18 protein-coding genes and 1 pseudogene are annotated in these 18,935 nt (G+C 70.5%); 7 read left to right on the top strand and 12 right to left on the bottom strand.

Going from position 1 to position 18,935, the window contains the following annotated elements; translation table 11 throughout:
- The first annotated feature begins 23 nt into the window (after positions 1–23).
- The 4 genes from NHL51_RS07610 to NHL51_RS07595 all read left to right on the top strand — a co-directional run bounded on the left by NHL51_RS07610 (position 24) and on the right by NHL51_RS07595 (position 4,482).
- Entirely contained in the window at positions 24–644 is a 621-nt protein-coding gene (locus tag NHL51_RS07610; protein ID WP_434142865.1) for a TetR/AcrR family transcriptional regulator, read from the top strand.
- Between the two features lie 202 nt (positions 645–846).
- On the top strand, positions 847–2,109 hold the full coding sequence (gene galT, locus NHL51_RS07605; RefSeq protein ID WP_434142863.1) for a galactose-1-phosphate uridylyltransferase: 1,263 nt from the start codon (positions 847–849) through the stop codon (positions 2,107–2,109).
- Positions 2,106–3,398 (top strand): galactokinase, encoded by a 1,293-nt coding sequence (gene galK / locus NHL51_RS07600; RefSeq protein ID WP_434142861.1) that lies wholly within the window; start codon positions 2,106–2,108, stop codon positions 3,396–3,398. Before galT ends, galK begins: the two co-directional genes overlap by 4 nt.
- Before the next feature lie 55 nt (positions 3,399–3,453).
- Complete coding sequence (locus tag NHL51_RS07595; protein WP_434142859.1) at positions 3,454–4,482, top strand: LacI family DNA-binding transcriptional regulator; 1,029 nt, start codon at positions 3,454–3,456, stop codon at positions 4,480–4,482.
- A 126-nt stretch (positions 4,483–4,608) separates the two neighbouring features.
- Here NHL51_RS07595 and NHL51_RS07590 read toward each other — a convergent pair whose 3' ends face one another.
- The 11 genes from NHL51_RS07590 to NHL51_RS07540 all read right to left on the bottom strand — a co-directional run bounded on the left by NHL51_RS07590 (position 4,609) and on the right by NHL51_RS07540 (position 15,439).
- The gene (locus NHL51_RS07590; RefSeq protein ID WP_434142857.1) at positions 4,609–5,493 is read right to left on the bottom strand and encodes a carbohydrate ABC transporter permease; all 885 of its coding nucleotides are present in this window, start codon (positions 5,491–5,493) and stop codon (positions 4,609–4,611) included.
- Positions 5,490–6,380 (bottom strand): carbohydrate ABC transporter permease, encoded by an 891-nt coding sequence (locus NHL51_RS07585; protein ID WP_434142855.1) that lies wholly within the window; start codon positions 6,378–6,380, stop codon positions 5,490–5,492. Before NHL51_RS07585 ends, NHL51_RS07590 begins: the two co-directional genes overlap by 4 nt.
- 65 nt (positions 6,381–6,445) lie before the next feature.
- Entirely contained in the window at positions 6,446–7,744 is a 1,299-nt protein-coding gene (locus NHL51_RS07580; RefSeq protein WP_434142854.1) for an ABC transporter substrate-binding protein, read from the bottom strand.
- Between the two features lie 140 nt (positions 7,745–7,884).
- Positions 7,885–8,670: a DeoR/GlpR family DNA-binding transcription regulator gene (locus NHL51_RS07575; RefSeq protein WP_434142852.1), complete on the bottom strand. Its 786-nt coding sequence runs from the start codon at positions 8,668–8,670 to the stop codon at positions 7,885–7,887.
- 84 nt (positions 8,671–8,754) lie between these two features.
- Positions 8,755–9,054 (bottom strand): XRE family transcriptional regulator, encoded by a 300-nt coding sequence (locus NHL51_RS07570; RefSeq protein ID WP_434142850.1) that lies wholly within the window; start codon positions 9,052–9,054, stop codon positions 8,755–8,757.
- 87 nt (positions 9,055–9,141) lie between these two features.
- A complete protein-coding gene (locus tag NHL51_RS07565; RefSeq protein ID WP_434142848.1) occupies positions 9,142–10,074 on the bottom strand; it encodes a sugar ABC transporter substrate-binding protein in 933 nt (310 codons plus the stop codon).
- Between the two features lie 2 nt (positions 10,075–10,076).
- Positions 10,077–11,606 (bottom strand): FGGY family carbohydrate kinase, encoded by a 1,530-nt coding sequence (locus NHL51_RS07560; protein WP_434142847.1) that lies wholly within the window; start codon positions 11,604–11,606, stop codon positions 10,077–10,079.
- A gap of 4 nt (positions 11,607–11,610) precedes the next feature.
- Entirely contained in the window at positions 11,611–12,594 is a 984-nt protein-coding gene (locus NHL51_RS07555; RefSeq protein ID WP_434142846.1) for an ABC transporter permease, read from the bottom strand.
- Positions 12,591–14,099 carry a sugar ABC transporter ATP-binding protein gene (locus tag NHL51_RS07550; RefSeq protein ID WP_434142844.1) on the bottom strand — a complete coding sequence of 503 codons (1,509 nt, stop codon included), beginning with the start codon at positions 14,097–14,099 and terminating at the stop codon, positions 12,591–12,593. Before NHL51_RS07550 ends, NHL51_RS07555 begins: the two co-directional genes overlap by 4 nt.
- 166 nt (positions 14,100–14,265) lie before the next feature.
- The gene (locus NHL51_RS07545; protein ID WP_434142843.1) at positions 14,266–14,709 is read right to left on the bottom strand and encodes a hypothetical protein; all 444 of its coding nucleotides are present in this window, start codon (positions 14,707–14,709) and stop codon (positions 14,266–14,268) included.
- Positions 14,696–15,439, bottom strand: a complete 744-nt coding sequence (locus tag NHL51_RS07540) for a helix-turn-helix transcriptional regulator (protein WP_434142842.1) — start codon at positions 15,437–15,439, stop codon at positions 14,696–14,698. Before NHL51_RS07540 ends, NHL51_RS07545 begins: the two co-directional genes overlap by 14 nt.
- Before the next feature lie 107 nt (positions 15,440–15,546).
- Here NHL51_RS07540 and NHL51_RS07535 point away from each other — a divergent pair, with 107 nt between their 5' ends.
- From NHL51_RS07535 to NHL51_RS07525, 3 genes and pseudogenes are all read left to right on the top strand, one after another.
- On the top strand, positions 15,547–15,978 hold the full coding sequence (locus tag NHL51_RS07535; RefSeq protein ID WP_434142841.1) for a hypothetical protein: 432 nt from the start codon (positions 15,547–15,549) through the stop codon (positions 15,976–15,978).
- Positions 15,979–16,132: 154 nt separating this feature from the next.
- Positions 16,133–16,729 (top strand): annotated as a pseudogene (gene ribA / locus NHL51_RS07530) (GTP cyclohydrolase II); the annotation flags it as partial.
- Positions 16,730–16,884: 155 nt separating this feature from the next.
- The gene (locus NHL51_RS07525) at positions 16,885–17,310 is read left to right on the top strand and encodes a nitroreductase/quinone reductase family protein (RefSeq protein ID WP_434142840.1); all 426 of its coding nucleotides are present in this window, start codon (positions 16,885–16,887) and stop codon (positions 17,308–17,310) included.
- Positions 17,311–17,380: 70 nt separating this feature from the next.
- Here the strand turns inward: NHL51_RS07525 and putP are convergent, their stop codons facing one another.
- Positions 17,381–18,865 (bottom strand): sodium/proline symporter PutP, encoded by a 1,485-nt coding sequence (putP, locus tag NHL51_RS07520; protein ID WP_434142839.1) that lies wholly within the window; start codon positions 18,863–18,865, stop codon positions 17,381–17,383.
- Between the last annotated feature and the right edge of the window lie 70 nt (positions 18,866–18,935).

Genomic DNA, 18,935 nt, shown 5'->3' with positions numbered 1-18,935 from the left:
AGATCGGAAGAAGAACGATACACATGGTACGCCGCCTGACCCCGGATGACCGCCGCGCGGAGATCATCGCTCGTACCCACGAGATGATCGCCACCCGCGGAGCGGAAGGGCTCAGTCTGCGGAAGACCGCGCGCTGGTGCGGCATGAGCGCACCCGGTCTGCTGCACCACTTCAGCGATCTGACCACGCTGCTCGAAGCCGTGCTCACCGAGCGGGCGCAGCAGGAGGCCTGCGCCTATTCGCGCGCGATCGCCGAGATCGACGCGCTCGGCACCCGGGCCACTCTGCGCGACCTCGCCGACATCACCGTGCGCATCACGGCCGAGCGCGGGCTCGAGAGCGTCAACTTCGACCGCCTCGAGATGCATGCCCTCACCGACCCGGCGCACCCCCTGCACGACTATTTCGCGGCGGGCCACAGCACGCGGCTGCTGCGCCCCCTGATTCTCGAGCTCGTCGAACGGGAGTACGAGAACACGACCGCCGTCATCGCGATGCTCGGGCTGGTCACCGAGGGGTTGCGCCGGCGCTGGCTGCGCACGACGGGCCTGCCGCACTTCGAGGCCGACTGGCACGCGGTGCGCGACACGGTCTTCCAGAGCCTCGAGTGCTTCCGCAAGGAAACGGTGCTCGCCGCGGCCTGAGGCGCCGACCGGTCGCGCGGCGGCCGGGTCTCGGCGCGCGCCTGCGCTTCAACCCTCGCCCGAACTTCGGCTCTCACCCGTCGTTCGGATGGGAACCCCGGAATCGCTCCGAAGTTCGGGTGAGAGCCGAAGTTCGGGCGGCCGCCGGACCCGACCGGTGCTCCTCATGGACTCCGGCCACGTCGATGCCTAGAATGTTCACGTGAACATTCTCGATTCGGCCGCGGCCCCGGCACGGATTCTCGGGGCGGGGGTCGTCAAGCGCACGACGCACCTCGCCGACGGCCGCGAGCTGCTCTACTTCGACGACCCGAACACCGACCTGCCGGCCCAGCGCCGCGTCGACGAGCGCGTGCTCGATCCTCGCCCCGACACCTCGCAGATGCGCTACGACGTGCTCACCGGCGACTGGATCTCGGTCGCGACGAGCCGCCAGAACCGCGCCTTCTTACCGCCGGCGGAGGCCGACCCGCTGGCCCCTCAGACGCCCGCGAACCCGTCAGAAGTGCCGTCGCTCTACGACGTCGCCGTGTTCGAGAACCGGTCGCCCGCGTTCGGCCCCGGCCTGCCCGACCCCGACGCTCGAGCCCTGCGCTCCCCCGTCGGCGAGCCGCTCGGCGACGCCTCCCCCGCCGGTATCGCACCCGTCGGCCCCGTCGGCCCCGACGACCCCGCGGCCGGCATCGCCCACCCGTCGCACGGCCGCTGCGAGGTCATCTGCTTCTCGCCCGAGCACGAAGGCTCGTTCGCGTCGCTCACCCCCACGCGGGCGCGCACGGTCATCGAAGCGCTGGCCGAGCGGGTGGCGGCGCTCTCGGCGCTTCCCGGCATCGAGCAGGTGTTCCCGTTCGAGAACCGGGGGGAGCAGATCGGCGTCACCCTGCCCCACCCCCACGGCCAGATCTACGGCTACCCGTACGTGACGCCCCGAACGCGCGGTCTGCTGCGCAGCATCGATGCGCACGGCGACGACCTCTTCGCGCGCATCCTCGCGCACGAGCAGAGGTCGGATCGGATCGTCTTCGCAGGCGAGCATTGGAGCGCCTTCGTGCCCTTCGCGGCGCGCTGGCCGCTCGAAGTGCATCTCATGCCGCACCGCCACGTCGCCGATCTCGCCGAGACCACGGCGGCGGAGCGCGACGAGCTCGCCCCCCTCTACCTGCGCCTGCTGCGGGCGGTCGATGCGGTCTACGACACCCCGACCCCCTACATCGCCGCGTGGCATCAGGCTCCGGTGCGCGTCGGCCGCGAGAGCATTCGCCTGCGGCTCGAGCTGACGTCGCCCCGCCGCAGCCGCGACAAGCTGAAGTTCCTCGCCGGCTCCGAGGCTGCGATGGGCGCGTGGGTCGGCGACGTCTCGCCCGAGCAGGGGGCCGCCCGGCTGCGCGAGGCGTTCGAAGCGACACCGGTGCCCGAATTCGCGCCGGCGAACGGCGACGGCCGACTCCACCGGGGCGCACGATGAGCGCCAGGGATCAGGCGGTGCGGGCCGAGCCGCACGCGCACGGGACGCCCCCTGCGGAAAGCGCGCACGCCGGCATCGCGGCCGCCTGCGAAGCGCGCTTCGGGCGCGCCCCGGTCGGGGTCTGGTCGGCCCCGGGCCGCGTGAATCTCATCGGCGAGCACACCGACTACAACGACGGCTTCGCGCTCCCGTTCGCTATCGGCCAGCGCACGTACGCCGCTCTCGCACCGCGCGATGACGGCGTATTGCGCGTGGCCTCCACGGCGTTCGACGGAGACGGAGACGGAGACGGCGGCCCGCACGAGGGCGCGGGCCACGACGCGGTCGAAGCCCGCATCGACGAGCTCGCGGATCTCTTCCCCGACCGCGACGCCTCGCGGGTGCCCGAGTGGGCGGCCTACCCGCTCGGCGTCGCCTGGGCGCTCGCCGAGATCGCCTCGACGGGCGCCGCCCCGGGCGCGTCTCTCGGCGGCTACGACCTCCTCTTCGCCTCGGAAGTACCCCTCGGCGCCGGCCTGTCGTCATCGGCCGCGCTCGAGTGCGCGACGGCGACGGCGCTCGACGAACTGTGGGGCATCGGCGCCGACCGCAGGGCGCTCGCCCGCGTCGGCCGTCGCGCCGAGAACGAGGCCGTCGGCGCCCCGACCGGCATCATGGACCAGATCGCCTCGCTGCTGGGCGAACCCGACCATGCGGTGCTGATCGACAGCCGAGACCTCTCGACCGAGCTCGTGCCGCTGCATTTCGCGGAGGCGAACCTCGAGCTGCTCGTCATCGATACCCGGGTGCGGCACGCGCATGCCAGCGGGGGCTACCGCGACCGCCGCGCATCGTGCGAGCGCGGCGCCCACGCGCTCGGCCTCCCCTCGCTGCGCGAGCTCGACCTCTCGGGTCTGGAGAGCGCCGCAGCGCTGCTCGACGGCGAGACGTTCCGCCGCGTGCGCCACATCGTCACCGAGAACGATCGCGTGCTGCGCACCATCGCGACGCTCGAGCGCGAGGGCGCCCGCGCCATCGGCCCGCTGCTGACCGCCTCGCACGAGTCGCTGCGCGACGACTTCGAGATCTCGGTGCCCGAGCTCGACCTCGCGGTCGACGCCTCGATCGCCGCCGGCGCGCTCGGCGCACGCATGACCGGCGGCGGGTTCGGCGGCGCCGCGATCGCCCTCATCGACGTCGCCGACGCCGAGCGGGTGCAGCAGCACGTGCTGCGCGCGTTCGACGAGGCCGGCTGGCTTCGGCCCGACGTCTTCGCGGTGGCACCGAGAGCAGGAGCGGGCCGGTCATGACGGCCGGCGCGTCGCCGAACCCTCGCCCGGCACGAGTGCTCCCGCGGAGCGCACGGTGAGCCCGCGCGGCCCGCAGCACCACCGGCCGGCGAATCAGGCGGATGTCGCGCGGCTCGCCGGCGTCTCGACTCAGACCGTATCGCGCGTCGTATCGGGGCAGAGCAGCGTACGCCCCGACACGGCGGCGCGCGTGCAGGCGGCGATCGAGCAGCTCGGGTACCGCGTGCAGGCGGTGGCGGCGTCGCTCGCATCGGGGCGCACTCGGCTGCTCGGCGTGATGATCGTCTCGAACGACCGGTACTCGCTCAGCGCGCTCGGGGTCGGCGTCGAGCAGACCGCCGCCGGGCTCGGTTATACGGTCACGACCGCAGCGGTCGCCGAGCACGCCTCGATCGATGCGTTTCTGCAGGCCTTCGACCGACTCGAACGGCAGGGCGCCGAGGGCATCGTGCTGGCCGTGCCGATCGATCTCGACAGCCCCGAGATGCGCCTGCGCACGCACCGCACCCCGACGGTGCGCAGCGATCGCGCCGCGCTCGACCCTCGCTCCCCCTTCGCCGTCGACCAGGCACTCATCTCGCGCCTCGCGGTCGACCACCTGCTCGACCTCGGCCACGCCAATGTCTGGCACGTCTCGGGCGACGAGTACTGGGTCGAGACCGAAGTGCGTCGGGCGTCGTGGCGGGAGTCGCTCGAGGCACGCGGTATCGTGCCGCCGGAGGCGATCCCTGGAGATTGGACGCCCGAGTCGGGGTACCGCGCGGGCCGCATCCTCGCGGGCATCCCCGAAGCGACCGCGGTGTACGTGTCGAGCGACGAGATGGCCTTCGGCGTGCTGCGCGCGCTCCACGAGGCCGGGCGGCGCGTCCCCGAGGACGTGTCGGTGGTGTCCGTCGACGGGATCCCGCTCGGGGCATATGCGACCCCGGCGCTCACGACGGTGCGTCAGCCCTTCGAAGACCTCGGCCGTGCTGCGGCGCTGCGGCTCATCGCGCAGATCGAGGGCGGCCCGGTCGGCGCGCTGCCCGCGACGCTGCCGGAGCTCGTGCAGCGGTCATCGACCGCCCCGCCGCGCGCCCGCTAGCACCGCGCGCTGCGCCCGCGCCCCGCCTCGTCCGGCTCCGCCACGCGAATGCGGGGATACGTGCAGAATCAGTCGATCATTGCGCACGAATTCCCGCATTCGCGGCGAGAAGTCGGCCGAAAGACCCTACCCCTTGACCGAGCCCGACATGAGCCCCGCGATGAAGTACTTCGAGAGGATCACGTACACGACCACGGTCGGCAGCGAAGCGAGCAGCGCGCCCGCCATCGAGATGCCGTAGTTCGTGAGCAGCGCGCCGTTCGCGAGGTTGTTCAGGGCGAGGGTGACCGGGCCGTTCACCGGCGCCGAGAAGAACACCGCGAAGAGGAAGTCGTTCCACGCGGCCGTGAACTGCCAGATGATCACGACGACGAAGCCCGGGATGGCGATCGGCAGCGCGACCGACCAGAAGGTGCGCAGCATGCCCGCTCCGTCGACCTTCGCCGCCTCCATGAGCTCGATCGGCACGCTCTCGAAGTAGTTGCGGAAGATCAGAGTCGTGATCGGCAGACCGTAGACGATGTGCAGAATGATCAGCGCGGGGATGCCGCTCGGCACGCTCAGCCCGATCATCATGTTGACGAGCGGGATGATGACGGCCTGGTAGGGCAGGAACATGCCGAACAGGATCAGGGTGAAGACGATGTCGGCGCCAGGGAAGCGCCAGCGCGACAGCACGAAGCCGTTGAGGCAGCCGAGCACGGCGGAGATGAGCGTCGACGGGATGACCATCGCGAGCGTGCGGCCGAGCGACGGAGCGAGCGCCGTGAACGCTTCCTTCCAGTTCTCGAGCGTCCACGACGCGGGCAGGAACCATGCGTTCTCGGCGGTCGCATCGCCGATGCCCTTGAAGCTGGTGATGACGAGCACGTAGACGGGGATGAAGACGAAGACGGCGCCGGCGAGCAGCAGCACATAGCGGACGGTGCGCGCGAGCCCGGTCTTCTGACGGTTCGCGCCGACGGGCGTGACGACGGTGCCGCCGGTCGCGATGAGGGTCGTGGTGCTCATGACTTGCGCTCCCGGTGCTGCTGGATGAGATAGGGCACGATGAGCACCGCCACGATGACGAGCAGGATCATGCCGACCGCTGCCGCGTTCGCGTAGTCGAAGCTCGACTTGAACACGAACATATCGACGGCAGGGATCTTCGTCTGGTAGTTCGACGGGTTCGAGATCGACATGATCAGGTCGAACGACTTCAGCGACATGTGCCCGATGATGACGAGCGCGCTCATCACGACCGGAGTGAGTTCGGGGAAGATGACGTGGCGGTAGACCTGCCACTCGGTCGCGCCGTCGACGCGGGCCGCTTCGCGCAGCTCTTCGGGCACCCCGCGGAAGCCGGCGAGGAAGAGCGCCATGACATAGCCGGAGAGCTGCCAGACCGCGGGCAGCGCGATCGCCATGATGCCGAAGGTGACGTTGTTCCACCACGGATTCTGCAGGAAATCGAGGCCGACCATCTGGAAGAGCCGGTTCAGGCCGCTGGCCTTGTCGCCCTGGTTGGCGTTGAGCAGCCAGCGCCACACGACGCCGGAGGCCACGAACGAGACGGCCATCGGGAAGAGGTAGACGGTCTGGAAGATGCCGCCGCCCTTGATCGGCCGTTCGAGGATCCAGGCCCAGATGAAGCCGACGATCATCGCGCCGGCGATGAAGACGACGGTGAAGAGCAGGAGGTTGATCAGCGAGTGCTGGAACGCCTGGTCGGTGAGCAGCTCGACGTAGTTGTCGAAGCCCACGAAGTTCGAGGGCTGCACGCCGTTCGCCTGCGCTGCAGTGTGGTTATCGGTGAGCGAGGTCCAGAAGTTCTGCCCGATGAGCACGTAGACGAACACGCCCACCAGGATGAGCGAGGGGGCGACCATCAGGAGCGGTGCCGCGTATTTGCGCATGGAGTTCCTTCGAACCGCCGACCGGCCCCGCTGCGTGGGCGGGGCCGGCCGTCGGGTGACTCGGGTTATTTGACGTACTGGTCGGCGGCCTCGGCGAGCGCCGTCTGGTAGCCGGCCAGGTCGGTCGCGCCCGCGGTGTACTGGCTGGTCGCGTCGGAGATCGCGTTCAGCCAGGCGATCGGCGTCGCGGCGCCGTGCGCGATCGACGGGGCGATCTTGTCCTCGGCGAACGACTGGAGTGCGGTCTGCTGGTAGGCCGGGAACTTCGAGTTGTCGGTGTCGACTCGGGCGGGGATCGAACCCTTCGCCAGGTTGAAGGCCTCCTGGCCCTCGACCGAGCTGATGGTGTTCAGCCAGGCCTTCGCGCCGTCGGGGTTCTTCGCGCCCACGGGGAGCGTGAACGAGTCGGCGAGGAAGCCGAAGATCTTATCGGTGTTGCCGTTGTCGGCGGGCACCTCGAAGTAGGTGAAGTCTTCACCGTCCTTCTTGTCGGCCTGCTGGAAGGCGGCTACCGCCCAGTCGCCCATCACGTTGTAGGCGGCCTGACCGTCGATGACCATCTGGGTGGCCTCGGGCCAGTCGAGCCCGTCGCGGTCGTCGTTGGTGTAGCTCATGAGCTTCTCGAAGTTCTCGAGCGCGCCCGTCACCTCGGGGCCCGACCAGTCGGTCGTGCCGTCGAAGAGGCCGGTGTAGGCCTCGGCTCCGAGGCTCGACATGAGCACGGTCTCGAGCAGGTTGACCTGGGTCCAGGTCTGCGCGACCGAGAGCGGGGTCTGGCCTGCTGCGGCGACCTTGTCGAGGTCGGCGATCCAGGCGTCGAAGTCGGCGGGCGGGGTCGAGGGGTCGATGCCGGCGGCCTCGAGCACCTCGTTGTTCGCCCAGACGACGTTCGAACGGTGGATGTTCGAGGGCACCGAGTAGATCTTGCCGTCGACCGTGAGCAGGTCGACGAGGTCGCTCGGGAAGGCGTCGTTCAGGCCGTACTCGTCGTACAGCGCCGAGACGTCTTCGAGCTGCCCGGCCTCGATGTAGTCGGCGAGCTCTTCACCGGCGTGCGCCTGGAACGAGTCCGGCGGGTTGTTGGTCTGGAGGCGGCTCTGCAGCAGATCTTTCGCCGCCGAGCCCGCGCCGCCCGCGACCGAGCCGTTGACGAAGGTGAAGTCGGGGTGCTGCTCGGCGAAGACGCCTTCGAGCGCTTCGAGCCCGGCCTTCTCGGAGCCCTGGGCCCACCAGGTGAACACCTCGACATCCTTCGCGGAATCGCCGCTGCCGCCGTCGGCGGCACCGCCGCCCGAGCAGCCGACGAGGGCCGTCACGGCGAGCATCGCCAGGCCCACGCCCAGCTTCTTCTTGCGAGTGAGCATCTTCTCTCCTTTGAAAAACTGCACCCGACCTCAGGGCAGATGGGTGCTTGCTCTCGAATTGTGCCACAGGCGCGTGGCATTCCTGTTGTTTTTGTTCGGAATTGTTATCTTGCTGCGATTTCACCGCGCGGGAGCGTGCGTCAATCGCCGATCTCGGCGACCAGCAGCCCGACTTCGGCATCGGCGAGCGCCGTGCGGGCGTGCTGCGACAGGCCGCTGTCGCTCACCAGCACGTCGAGGTCGGCGAGCCCGGCGAACGTGGTGAGCGCGACGACACCCCACTTCTCGGCGTCGGCGAGCACGACGCTGCGGCGCGCACGGGCGAGCAGCGCCTCGTTCATCTGCGCCTCGAGCAAATTGGGCGTGGTGCAACCGGCCTCGAGGTCGAAGCCGTGCGTGCCGAGCACGACCGTGTCGAAGTGCAGCGGCTGCAGCGACTGGATCGCGATCGGCCCGGCGAGCGCCTGGGAGGGCGTCGCCTCTCCGCCCGTCAGGATCACGCGGGCACTGCCGAGCTCCCACAGACGCTGCGCGACCGGCACCGAGTTGGTGGCGACCGTGAGGCCGGGGGTGCGCGCGACGTATTCGGCGAAGATGAGCGTGGTGGTGCCCGAGCCGATGCCGATGACCTCGCCCGGTTGGATCTGATCGGCGGCGAGCCGCGCGATCGCGCGCTTCGCAGTCGGGCTCAGGAGGCCCTTCACGCTCGGCAGGGGCTCGTCGGCGACATGGCCGCCGCGCAGGCGGGCGCCGCCGTGGATGCGTTCGAGCCGCCCCTCTTCTGCGAGGGTCGCGATGTCCCGGCGCACAGTCATCAGCGAGACTTCGAGTTCGGCGGCGAGCGCGCTGATGCGCACGGTGCCCCGATCTCGCACGCGCTGCACGATGCGTTCGCGCCGTTCGGGGCCGAGATCGGTGGTCACCATGCGCCCATCGTACGAGCCGGCGGACCTTCCGCACAAGAACGCACAAAACCACTCACGGTGGTGCGGGGCTCGGCACGGGCCGTTTCAGGCGCTGCCGCCCTCGCCTTCCCAGGTATTCAGGCGCATGAGCTTCTCGCGGGGGTGGCGCCTGCGTACTCCGTACCCGGCGGTGTCGTCCTCCGGGATGAAGAGGGCGCCGTAGACCTCGAGGGCGCGCCGCAGTTCGGCCTTCTCGCGGTCGTCGAGGTCGATCACCCCGCGCTCGAAATCGCGCACCTTCGCCCGTGCGAGCCCGGCTTCGTCGGCGATCATCTGCTTCGAGACCTTCGTGAATGCACGCGCCGCCCGTGCCAGGTCGCTGGTCAGCCTGACTTCGTCATCCATGCCTCGATCATGGCCGGGCGGGTGCGCGAAGTCAACGGCGGGCGATCCCTGTCGAGATGCGATCGGTCGACAGGGATCGCGCCGCAGCTACTGCTTCGTGACGAGAGTGCCCGGCAGCTCGACCCGGGTTTCGGCAGGCTTCTCGCCGTCGACGACCTGCGCCTGGATGAGCTCGGCGACCTTCGCGGCGATGCCGGGCCAATCCTGCTTGACGGTGGCGGCGAAGGGGCCGCCCTTCTCGATCTCGGCAATCGCGAATTCCTGCCCGTCGACGCCGACGACCGGGACCTCGGCGACGCCGGCCGCATCGAGCGCCTGCACGGCGCCGAGCGCGGGCTCGTCCCAGCCGCCCCAGATGCCGTTCAGCCGATCGCCCTGCGCCGCGATGAGATCCTGCACCGACTTGCGGGCGTCGTCGACGGGGCCGGGCACGTCCACGTGCTTCTCCTCGATGACGTCAATGCCGGCCTCTTCGAACACCTTGCGGGCGCCCTCGGCGCGGGCCTTCACGCCCGGGTGCGGGTCATGGGTCAGCATGACGATGGAGCCGTCGCCGCCCATCGCGTCGATCAGCGCGTTCGCGCTCTGCTCGCCGAGGTCGAGGTTGTCGCTCGTGACGTTGACCGCGATGCCGTCGGCTTCGCCGGCGTCGATCGCGAAGACGGGCACGCCGGCGTCGGCCGCCGCCTTCAGTCCGAGCGAGATCTGAGTCGGGTCGCCCATGCCGAGCACGATCGCGTCGGGCTGCTGCGCGGCGGCGTTCTGGAAGGCGCTGTTCAGCTGGTTCATGTCGCCGGCGGTGTCTTCGACGCTGACATTCCAACCGCGCTGCTCGCCCTCCTCGGTGAAGAGGTCGATCACCTCCTTCGTCGACGCGTTGCCGAGGTACGGCGTCACGACCGCGATGTTCAGTGCGTCGCCGTCGCCCGCGGCGGGCGCCGCCGCATCGGACGAGGCGCAGGAGGTCAGGGCGAGGCTCGCGGCGGCGGCGAGGCCGATCGCGGCGAATGTCCTGGTCAACTTCATTGTCTAGCCTTTCGGTGGAATGCGGGTGCGAGTGCATCGTACAGTGCGCGATGCGTCGCGAGGGTTTCGGCGTACAGGCGCCGGGCGGGGCCCGGCTCCGTCTCGGTGGTGGCCGCCGCCTTCGATGCGTTCCGGCCGAGCGCCTGCCGCCCGAAGGCGAAGAGCGGGGCCGGGCGGGCGACCCCCAGGGCGCCGGCGGCCGCGCGCACGGCGGAGTGCGCCGCCGGGTCGTCGGCCCCGGCCGCGCCGGTCACGATGGTCGCGTCGAACACGTCCGCGAGAATGCGACGCCAGGCCGGGCTCGCCGCGGCGCCGCCGACGAGGGGGATGCGGCTCTGGTCGATGCCCATCGCGTCGGCCGCGTGCCGCAGGCCCATCGCGACCCCGGTGAGGGCGCCGAGATAGAAGTCCATCGGCCCGGTGCGTTCGTGGACGCCGACGAAGGCGCCGCGGAAGTCGCCATCGCGCACCGGGGTGCGCTCGCCCGATAGACCGGGCAGGCAGAGCGGGCGCACGGCGACCGCGGCCGGGTCGGCGACGCGCTCGGCGACCCGCGCTTCGACCTCCGCGAAACCGAGGCCGGGCAGGAAGGCGCGGCGCGCCCAGTCGGCCGTCGACCCCGCCGACTGCACGGCGCCGATGCGCAGCCGGGTCTGCCAACCGGGCAAGACGAGCGAATGGATGGGCGAAGGTTCGCCGCCCCCGTCGCGCGGTGCCGGGGTGACCCCGGCGAGCCAGCCGGTCGTGCCGAGGTAGAGGTAGGCGTCGCCCGGCGCCGACCCGACGAGGCCGTCGGTGGTCGCCCCGGCGTCTCCCATCGCGAGCACCACGGGGATGCCGGTGCGGAGGCCGAGCTCGGCGGCGGCGTCGGGCCGCAGCCCGCCGATGGGCGCCTCGGGAGTCGCAGCGTCCGCGGCGGCGCCGACGAGAGCCGGCAACTGCTCGGCGCGCGCGCCGGCCGCGGCGACGACGTCGCCCGACCAGCGCCGCTCGGCCGTGTCGAGCAGGCCGGTCGTCGATGCGGTGGTGACGTCGCAGGCGGCGAGACCCGTGGCGCGCCACGCGATGTAGCCGGGGGCTCCGAACAGCAGGTGCTCCGCGTTCTCGAGCGTGCCGGGCTCGTGCTCGGCGAGCCACGCGATCTTCGCGGCGACGTTCGTGACGTCCTGCTGGTTGCCGGTGGCGGCCTCCCAGTCGGGCAGCTGCGCCCGCAGACGTGCGTGCTGTTCGCCTGCACGGGTGTCCGAGTAGAGCAGCGCGGGGCGCAGCGACCGCGCTGCGGCGACCGGGATCAGATCCTGCATCTGCCCCGTCAGGCCGAGCGCGTCGATGCGCCCGGCGCAGCCGCTCTCTGCGACGACCGCCCGGGCGGCCGCCCACCAGTCCTCGGGCCGCTGCTCCGATTCGCCGGCCGGGCCGGTCGTCGTGCCGTAGTCGGCCTGGGCGCGGGCGACGATTGCGCCGGCGCCGTCGACCGCCACGAGCTTCACGCCCGAAGTGCCGAAGTCGAGGCCCGCGATCAGCACGGCGTCACCGCCGCTTCCGGCTCAGCCGGCTGAGGCTGACCGCGAGCACGATGATGAGGCCGGTGAGGATCTGCTGCACGTAGCTGTTCACCTGCATGATGTTCAGGCCGTTGCTCAGCACGCCGACGATACCGAGGCCGACGGCGGTACCGCCGACGGTCGGCTGCCCCGCGCGCGACAGGGTGATGCCGAGGAAGACGGCCGCGATCGACGAGAGCATGAACGGGTCGGCGGCCGACGGGTGGCCCGAGGCGAGGCGCGCGGTGAGCACGATGCCGGCGAGGGCCGAACCGAGGCCCGAAACGAGGAACGCCGAGAAGCGCACGAACCGCGTCTTCACGCCCGAGAGCCGTGCCGCCTCGGCGTTGCCGCCGACCGCGTACCAGCTGCGTCCGATCACGGTCTTCGCGAGCACGAACCAGATGACGAGCGCGAGCACCACGGCGATGATCACCGGCACGGGGATCGGCCCGAGGCGCCCCTGACCGAGCCAGACGAACGCATCGGGCAGACCGAACACCGTGGTGCCGTCGGAGAGGAAGAGCGCGAGGCCCGCGAACGAGGTCATCGTGGCCAGCGTCGCGATGAAGGCGGAGAGCCCGAGGTAGGCGACGAGGAATCCGTTGATCGCGCCCGCGACGAGGCCCGCCGCGAGACCGACGAGCACGGCGGCGACGGGGTCGACGCCGCCGACGAGCAGCTGGGCGGTGATCACGCCGACGAGGCTCGCGAGCGTGCCGACCGAGAGGTCGAAGTCTCCGACGACCATGACGACGGTCTGCACGATCGCGATCATCGCGAGGATGGCGAGCTGCTCGAGGATGTTGGTGAAGTTGAGCGGGGTGAGGAAGACCTGGGGCTTCAGGGCCGCGAACAACGCGATGAGGCCGATGAGGCCGAGCAGCGTGCCGTACGAGGCGAGTCGGGCGGGCAGCAGCGCCCTGCGGCGCGCGGCCCCGGCGGCGGTCGGGGTGGTCGTGGGCGTCATTCGGGCTTCCTGTAGCAGAGGCGGAGGATGGATTCTTCGGTGGATTCGCTCGCGGCGACGACGCCGGTGAGGACGCCCTCGTGCAGCACGGCGATCTCGTCGGCGAGGCCGATCAGTTCGGGGATCTCGCTCGAGACCACGACCACCGCGACGCCCTGGCCTGCGAGGCCGCGGATCAGCTGGTAGATCTCGGCTTTGGTACCGATGTCGATGCCGCGCGTGGGTTCGTCGAGCAGCAGCACGCGCGGGGCGCGCTCGAGATACTTGGCGAGCACGACCTTCTGCTGGTTCCCGCCCGAGAGCTCGGCGACGGGCTGGCGCACGGAGGTCGCCCGGATCTGCAGCTCGCCGACCCGGAGTTCGGCGGCGACGCGCTCGCGTCTGCGGCTCATGAGGCCGAGCGCGCTCAGCGCTCCGAGGTTCGCGAGCGCGATGTTCGCTTCGATCGAGTCGGTCATGACGAGCCCCTGGCTGCGCCGCTCCTCGGGCACGAGCGCGATGCCCGCGTCCATGCTGCGCCCGATCGAGTACGAGGTGACGTCGACGCCGTCGAGCACCACGCGACCCGCACGCGCCCGCTCGGCGCCCGCGATGAGCTTCAGCAGTTCGCTGCGACCCGACCCCGCGAGCCCCGCGACGCCGAGCACGCGGCCGCGGTGCACCGTCAGATCGACATCGTTCAGAGTATGTCCGCTCAGGCTCCGAACCTCGAGCAGCGCTTCGCCGGCCTCGACGGCGCGCGGCGGGAAGACCTGCCCGTGCTCGCGCCCGATCATCGCCGAGACCGCGTCATCGGCGCCGGTCTCGGCGACCGGCTTGGTCCAGACGTGGGCGCCGCCGCGCATCACCGTCACGGTGTCGGCGAGCGCGAACACCTCCTCGAGCCGGTGTGAGACGTAGACGATGGCGGTGCCCCGGTCGCGCAGGGCGCGCAGCACCGCGAAGAGCTGCTCGGTCTCGGTGTCGGTGAGGGCTGCCGTGGGCTCGTCGAGGATGAGCACGCGTGCGTCGCGGGCGAGGGCCCGGGCGAGCGCGATCATGGTCTGCTGCACAGCCGAGAGCTCGCCGACGGGCACGTCGAGGGGGATGCTCTGCCCGAGGCGCTGCAGTTCGGCGGCCGCATCACGGTCGAGGCGGCGCCGGTTCACGAGCCCGCGCGATCCGTGCCGCCGCATCCCGAGATAGATGTTCTCGGCGGCCGCGAGCGTGGGCACGAGGGTGAGCTCCTGGGGCAGCGCGACGATGCCGAGGGCCTGCGCTTCACGGACGGATCGCGGCGCGCGCGCCTCGCCGTCGACGCGGAGCGAACCCTCGCTCGGGGCGATCTGGCCCGACAGCATCTTGATGACGGTGGATTTGCCTGCGCCGTTCTCGCCGAGCAGGGCGTGGATGCGCCCGGCATGGATCTCGAGTGAGAGCCCCGAGACGACGCGCACCGGCCCGTACTCCTTGCTGAGGTCGCGGGTCGCGAGTACGGCTTCGGGCTGCGCGGCCGCATTCGTCATCGTGGTGTTCCCTTCGGGCGCCGCATGCGGCCCTTCTTTCGGCTCACACCAGTATTTCGGATGGAATGCCCCGTCCGGCTCCGAAATACGGGCCTCGGCCGAAATTTCGGCGCGAGCGGGGGTGAGAACGGCCGGCCGGGGCGGTGATACGGCCTGGCGGCGGTCGCTACGCGCGCAGGTGCGCGAGCACGAGCCCGACGGGGATGCTCACGAGCAGCACGGCGTAGAACGCGCCCGCGAGCAGGGCGAGGCCGCGGCGACTGGCGCTCCGCACGTTCCACAGTGCAGCGGCGAGCGCGACGACGAGGGCCGCTCCCCCGGCATCGACTACGAACGGGGCGTGCGCGAGCGAGCCCGCCATGACGAGCAGGCTGCCGCCGGCCCACAGCGTGACGCGCAGGTGGAAGCCGGTCGTGCCCGCGGCGACGGCGTCGAAGTACTGGCGCTGCCCCGCGAGCACGATCTGGGCGAGGCCCGCGACGAGCACGAGATAGGCGGCGAGCCAGCTGCCCTTCTCCAGCTCGAGCGGTCCGGTCACCGCTGCGACGAGGCCGCCGAGGGCGACGCATGCGAAGCCCCAGGCGATGCCGGCCCGCTCACCGCTCGTCATCGTGGCCGTCATCGTGCTCGTGATCGGGAGGCGTCGGGCGGGCGACGACGCAGCAGTAGCCGGGCGAGGGTGCGAGGCACGATCGCAGTCCGTCCGCGCCGACCGAGTCGAGCACGCCCTGCACGTACCGCTGGTTCATCGAGCAGACGAGGCTGCGGTGCTCGTCGGCGAGCGCGTCGAAGGGGCAGTTGTGCAGCACCAATTCGCGGCCCTGCACCTCGGGCTCGTAGCCGAGGCGGGCGAGCACCTGTTCGGCGGCGGCGAGCGATCCATCGGGCGACGCGACCTCCGACACCGTCCCGTCCGGCGTACGCCCGGCTCCCGCCGCATCGGCGGCGCCGCGGGCGTACGCCGATTCGTCGATCCGAGCACCGAGGTCGCCGCCCGCCGCGGCCTGTTCGACGGCGGCGGCGAGCACGGCGCCGACCACGTCGTAGCGCCGCTCGGGCAGCGATACCCGCAGCTCTTCGGCGGATCGGCGGTACAGCTTCGACGGGCGCCCTGCCCCCGGTCCGGTGCGCCCGCTCAGACGCCGCAGCTCGACCTCGAGCAGCCCCTCCTTCTCGAGACGGTCGAGGTGGAACTTCGCTTTCGAGGGCGAGATCTGCACCGCGTCCGCGGCCTCATCGCGGGTGACGGGTGCGTGACGCCCGGCGATGTACTCGTACAGGCTCCGCCGAATCGGATCGGCCAGTGCTCCGACCGCGGTCACCCCTCGTGTCGTCGTCATGCCCCCATTCTAACGCTTGAATAACTTGACTTTAGAAACCTCCTCCTTCTAAAGTTCGAATAAATACGATTTAGAAAATCGCACCGGACAGTCCAGAGGAGCACACCATGTCCACCACGCATCTCACCCGCGGCACCGACGGTTCGACCGGACTCGCCGACGGAGGCGCCCGGCTCGCCTTTCTCCTGCTGCGCACCGTCTTCACGGTCGCGCCGATCCTCTTCGGGCTCGACAAGTACCTGCGGCTGCTCACCGATGACTGGGAGCGCTACCTGGCACCGTGGATGGACGACCTCATCCCCGGCGATGCGCGCACCGCGATGATGATCGTCGGCGCGATCGAGATCGTCGCGGGCATCGTCGTCGCGATCGTGCCCCGCTTCGGCGGTCTGCTCGTCGCCGTCTGGCTCGCGGGCATCATCGTCAGCCTGGTCTCGGTCGGCGGCTACCTCGACATCGCCCTCCGCGATTTCGGCCTCCTCGTCTCGGCGCTCGCGCTCTCGGCGCTCGCCTTCGACCGCCGCGCGCACCGCGCCTGATCCCGCCCCACTCCCCCAACCCTCCCCGGAAGAATCAGTCATGCACCCCGACACCATCGAGCGGCCGTTCGCCGCAGCAGACGCCGCGGCGGTCGCAGCGACCCCGGCCCTCGACCGCCCCGACCTCGGCGCCGCCGCTCCGCGACCGGTGCCCGTCGAACGGCGGGCGGTGGCGATGCTGCCGACCGCCCACGGCGTCTTCCGCACCATCGCCTACCGCGACGAGGCGGCAGGAGTCGATCACCTCGCCCTGATCGCGGACGGCGCGCTGAGCGAGCAGGCGCCGCTCGTGCGCGTGCATTCCGAGTGCCTCACCGGAGAAGCATTCGGATCCCTGAAATGCGACTGCGGGCCGCAGCTCCAGGCGGCGCTCGAGATGATCCACGAGCACGGCGGCGTCGTGCTCTACCTGCGCGGGCACGAGGGGCGAGGCATCGGGCTCGCGAACAAGATCAGCGCATACCGGTTGCAGGAGTCGGGCGCCGACACGCTCACCGCGAATCTCGAGCTCGGCCTGCCCGCCGACGCCCGCGACTACCGGGCCGCGGCCGAGATGCTGGACGACCTCGGCATCGGCCGGGTGCGGCTGCTCACCAACAACCCCGACAAGGTCGCGCAGCTCGCCGGCGCTGGCATCGACGTCGACGAGCGCGTCGGGCTCGTGGTCGGCGTCGGCCCGCACAATCGGCAGTACCTCGAGACCAAGCGCGAGCGCATGGGGCACCTCATCCCCAGCCCCGCGCTCATCTAGCGCGAAGCCACCCCCGCCGACTCCATTCCCCCCGAAGCCGACGGGGGTTCCGCACGCATCGGCCGGGGAGCATCGGCTCGGGAATAGTGCACAGGCGCGCCGCTGTTGTAGGCAGCAGACGAGGCACGCACCCCAACGGATAGGAGCCCTCGACCATGACGAACAAGTTCTCGGAGTTCAACGACGGCATCATCGCGGAGTTCCGTGCGAACGACGGCAACGTCGGCGGCTTCGGCGACTCGCTGCTGCTCGTGCACCACACCGGCGCGAAGAGCGGCGTGGAGCGCATCACGCCGTCCATGAGCATCCGGGACACCGACAACACCTGGCTGATCGCCGCATCGAAGGGCGGCGCGCCCCAGAACCCCGCCTGGTACCACAACCTGCTCGCGCACCCCGATACGACCGTCGAGGCCGCCGGCCGGGGCGAGTTCGCGGTGTGCGCGGAGGAGCTCGTCGGCGAAGAGCGCGACCGCGCCTGGGAGGGCTTCAAGGCGCTGAGCCCGGGATTCGCGCAGTACGAGCGCATGACCGACCGCACCATCCCCGTGATGCGCCTGACGCGCCGCGTCGACGCTTAGCCTGCGACCTCGCTCAGGGCGACCACCGCGTTCGCAGGGCCCGAGTATCGGCCGACGAGCGGGCACCGGCTCAGCTCACGACGACCATGGCGCCGGTGTCGCTGAACTCCCGTTCGATCTCATCGTTGCGGCGGTAGGTCGCGAGGCTCACGACGACGGCTACGACCGTCGCGACGATGAACGCGGGCAGCAGCTCGTAGAGGCCCGTTTCGAATGCCTTCCAGATGAAGACTGTCGCGGTACCCGTGACCATGCCGGCGAGCGCGCCCCAGTTGGTGAGCTTGCGCCAGTACAGGCTCAGCAGCACGATCGGCCCGAAGGCGGCGCCGAAGCCCGCCCAGGCGAAGCTCACGAGCCCGAGCACGGTGTCGTTCGGCACGAGCGCGAGAATCGCGGCGATGATCGCGACGCCGAGCACGCAGGCGCGCCCCAGCACGACGAGCGTCTTCTCGGGCGGTGGCGTCTTGCGCACGACCTTGTAGAGGTCTTCGACGAGGGCCGACGAGCAGACAATGAGCTGGCTCGAGAAGGTGCTCATGATCGCGGCGAGCACCGCGGCCAGTACGAGGCCCGAGACGAGCGGGTGCAGGAGCGTCTGCGACATCATGAGCAGCACGGTCTCGGGGTCGGCGAGATCGATGTCGTTCTTCGCGACATAGGCGACGCCGATGAGCCCCGCGAGCACCGCGCCCGCGAGCGACACGATCTGCCAGGTGATGCCGATGCGGCGCCCCGCCTTCGCATCAGCGGGCTTCCGCAGCGCCATGAACCGCACGATGATGTGCGGCTGGCCGAAGTAACCGAGACCCCAGGCGAGGCCCGAGGCGATGCCGAGAATGGTGACGCTCGTCGCCCCGGCCTCGCCGAAGACGTTGAAGTGCTCGGGGCGCAGCGAGGTGATCAGCTCGGTCGCCTCGCCGACGCCGCCGACGGCGATGATGGCGGCCACCGGCACGACGACCACGGCGATGACGAGCATGAGGCCCTGCACCACGTCCGTGAGGGAGGCGCCGAGGAACCCGCCGAACATCGTGTACGCGAGGGTGACGACGGTGACGAGCAGCATGCCGAGCATGTAGCTCGAGCCGAACGCGCTCTCGAAGAACTTGCCGCCGGCGACCATGCCCGACGAGATGTAGAGGGTGAAGAACACCAGGATGACGAGGCTCGACACCACGCGGAGGATGCGGGTGCTGTCGCGCAGGCGGTTCTCGAAGAAGCTCGGGATCGTGATCGAGTTCTTCGACACCTGCGTGTAGGCGCGCAGCCTCGGGGCGACGAGCCGCCAGTTGAGGTAGGCGCCGATGGTGAGGCCGACCGCGATCCAGCCCTCGATGAGGCCCGCGACATAGACGGCTCCCGGCAGACCCATGATGAGCCAGCCCGACATGTCGGAGGCGCCGGCGCTGAGCGCCGCAACCCACGGCGGGAGGTTGCGCCCGCCGAGCATGTAATCCTCGTGGTCGCTCGTCTTGCGCGCGGCGAAGACGCCGATGGCGATCATCGCGGCGAAGTAGACCCCCAGCGCAATGTACAGATACACCTGGTTGGACATCATCATCCTTTCCTGTCTGGCCCCAGCGGGCCGATGGGCCGGGTCTGTCGAGACTACCGGCCCGCGCACC

This window comes from Leucobacter sp. gxy201 (genome assembly GCF_051043335.1).
Lineage (GTDB): Bacteria > Actinomycetota > Actinomycetes > Actinomycetales > Microbacteriaceae > Leucobacter.
Note: the sequence above shows the minus strand (reverse complement) of the source record. Positions and strands in the feature narration are given on the sequence as shown.

What these genes read in the sequence shown, in the direction of transcription:
- galK (WP_434142861.1), top strand. Translation starts at nt 2,106, where the DNA reads ATGAGCGCCAGGGATCAGGCGGTGCGGGCCGAGCCGCACGCGCACGGG.
- NHL51_RS07540 (WP_434142842.1), bottom strand. Translation starts at nt 15,439, where the DNA reads ATGACGACGACACGAGGGGTGACCGCGGTCGGAGCACTGGCCGATCCG.
- NHL51_RS07610 (WP_434142865.1), top strand. Translation starts at nt 24, where the DNA reads ATGGTACGCCGCCTGACCCCGGATGACCGCCGCGCGGAGATCATCGCT.
- NHL51_RS07525 (WP_434142840.1), top strand. Translation starts at nt 16,885, where the DNA reads ATGACGAACAAGTTCTCGGAGTTCAACGACGGCATCATCGCGGAGTTC.
- NHL51_RS07555 (WP_434142846.1), bottom strand. Translation starts at nt 12,594, where the DNA reads ATGACGCCCACGACCACCCCGACCGCCGCCGGGGCCGCGCGCCGCAGG.
- putP (WP_434142839.1), bottom strand. Translation starts at nt 18,865, where the DNA reads ATGTCCAACCAGGTGTATCTGTACATTGCGCTGGGGGTCTACTTCGCC.
- NHL51_RS07550 (WP_434142844.1), bottom strand. Translation starts at nt 14,099, where the DNA reads ATGACGAATGCGGCCGCGCAGCCCGAAGCCGTACTCGCGACCCGCGAC.
- NHL51_RS07585 (WP_434142855.1), bottom strand. Translation starts at nt 6,380, where the DNA reads ATGCGCAAATACGCGGCACCGCTCCTGATGGTCGCCCCCTCGCTCATC.
- NHL51_RS07535 (WP_434142841.1), top strand. Translation starts at nt 15,547, where the DNA reads ATGTCCACCACGCATCTCACCCGCGGCACCGACGGTTCGACCGGACTC.
- NHL51_RS07575 (WP_434142852.1), bottom strand. Translation starts at nt 8,670, where the DNA reads ATGGTGACCACCGATCTCGGCCCCGAACGGCGCGAACGCATCGTGCAG.
- NHL51_RS07590 (WP_434142857.1), bottom strand. Translation starts at nt 5,493, where the DNA reads ATGAGCACCACGACCCTCATCGCGACCGGCGGCACCGTCGTCACGCCC.
- NHL51_RS07580 (WP_434142854.1), bottom strand. Translation starts at nt 7,744, where the DNA reads ATGCTCACTCGCAAGAAGAAGCTGGGCGTGGGCCTGGCGATGCTCGCC.
- NHL51_RS07545 (WP_434142843.1), bottom strand. Translation starts at nt 14,709, where the DNA reads ATGACGAGCGGTGAGCGGGCCGGCATCGCCTGGGGCTTCGCATGCGTC.
- NHL51_RS07570 (WP_434142850.1), bottom strand. Translation starts at nt 9,054, where the DNA reads ATGGATGACGAAGTCAGGCTGACCAGCGACCTGGCACGGGCGGCGCGT.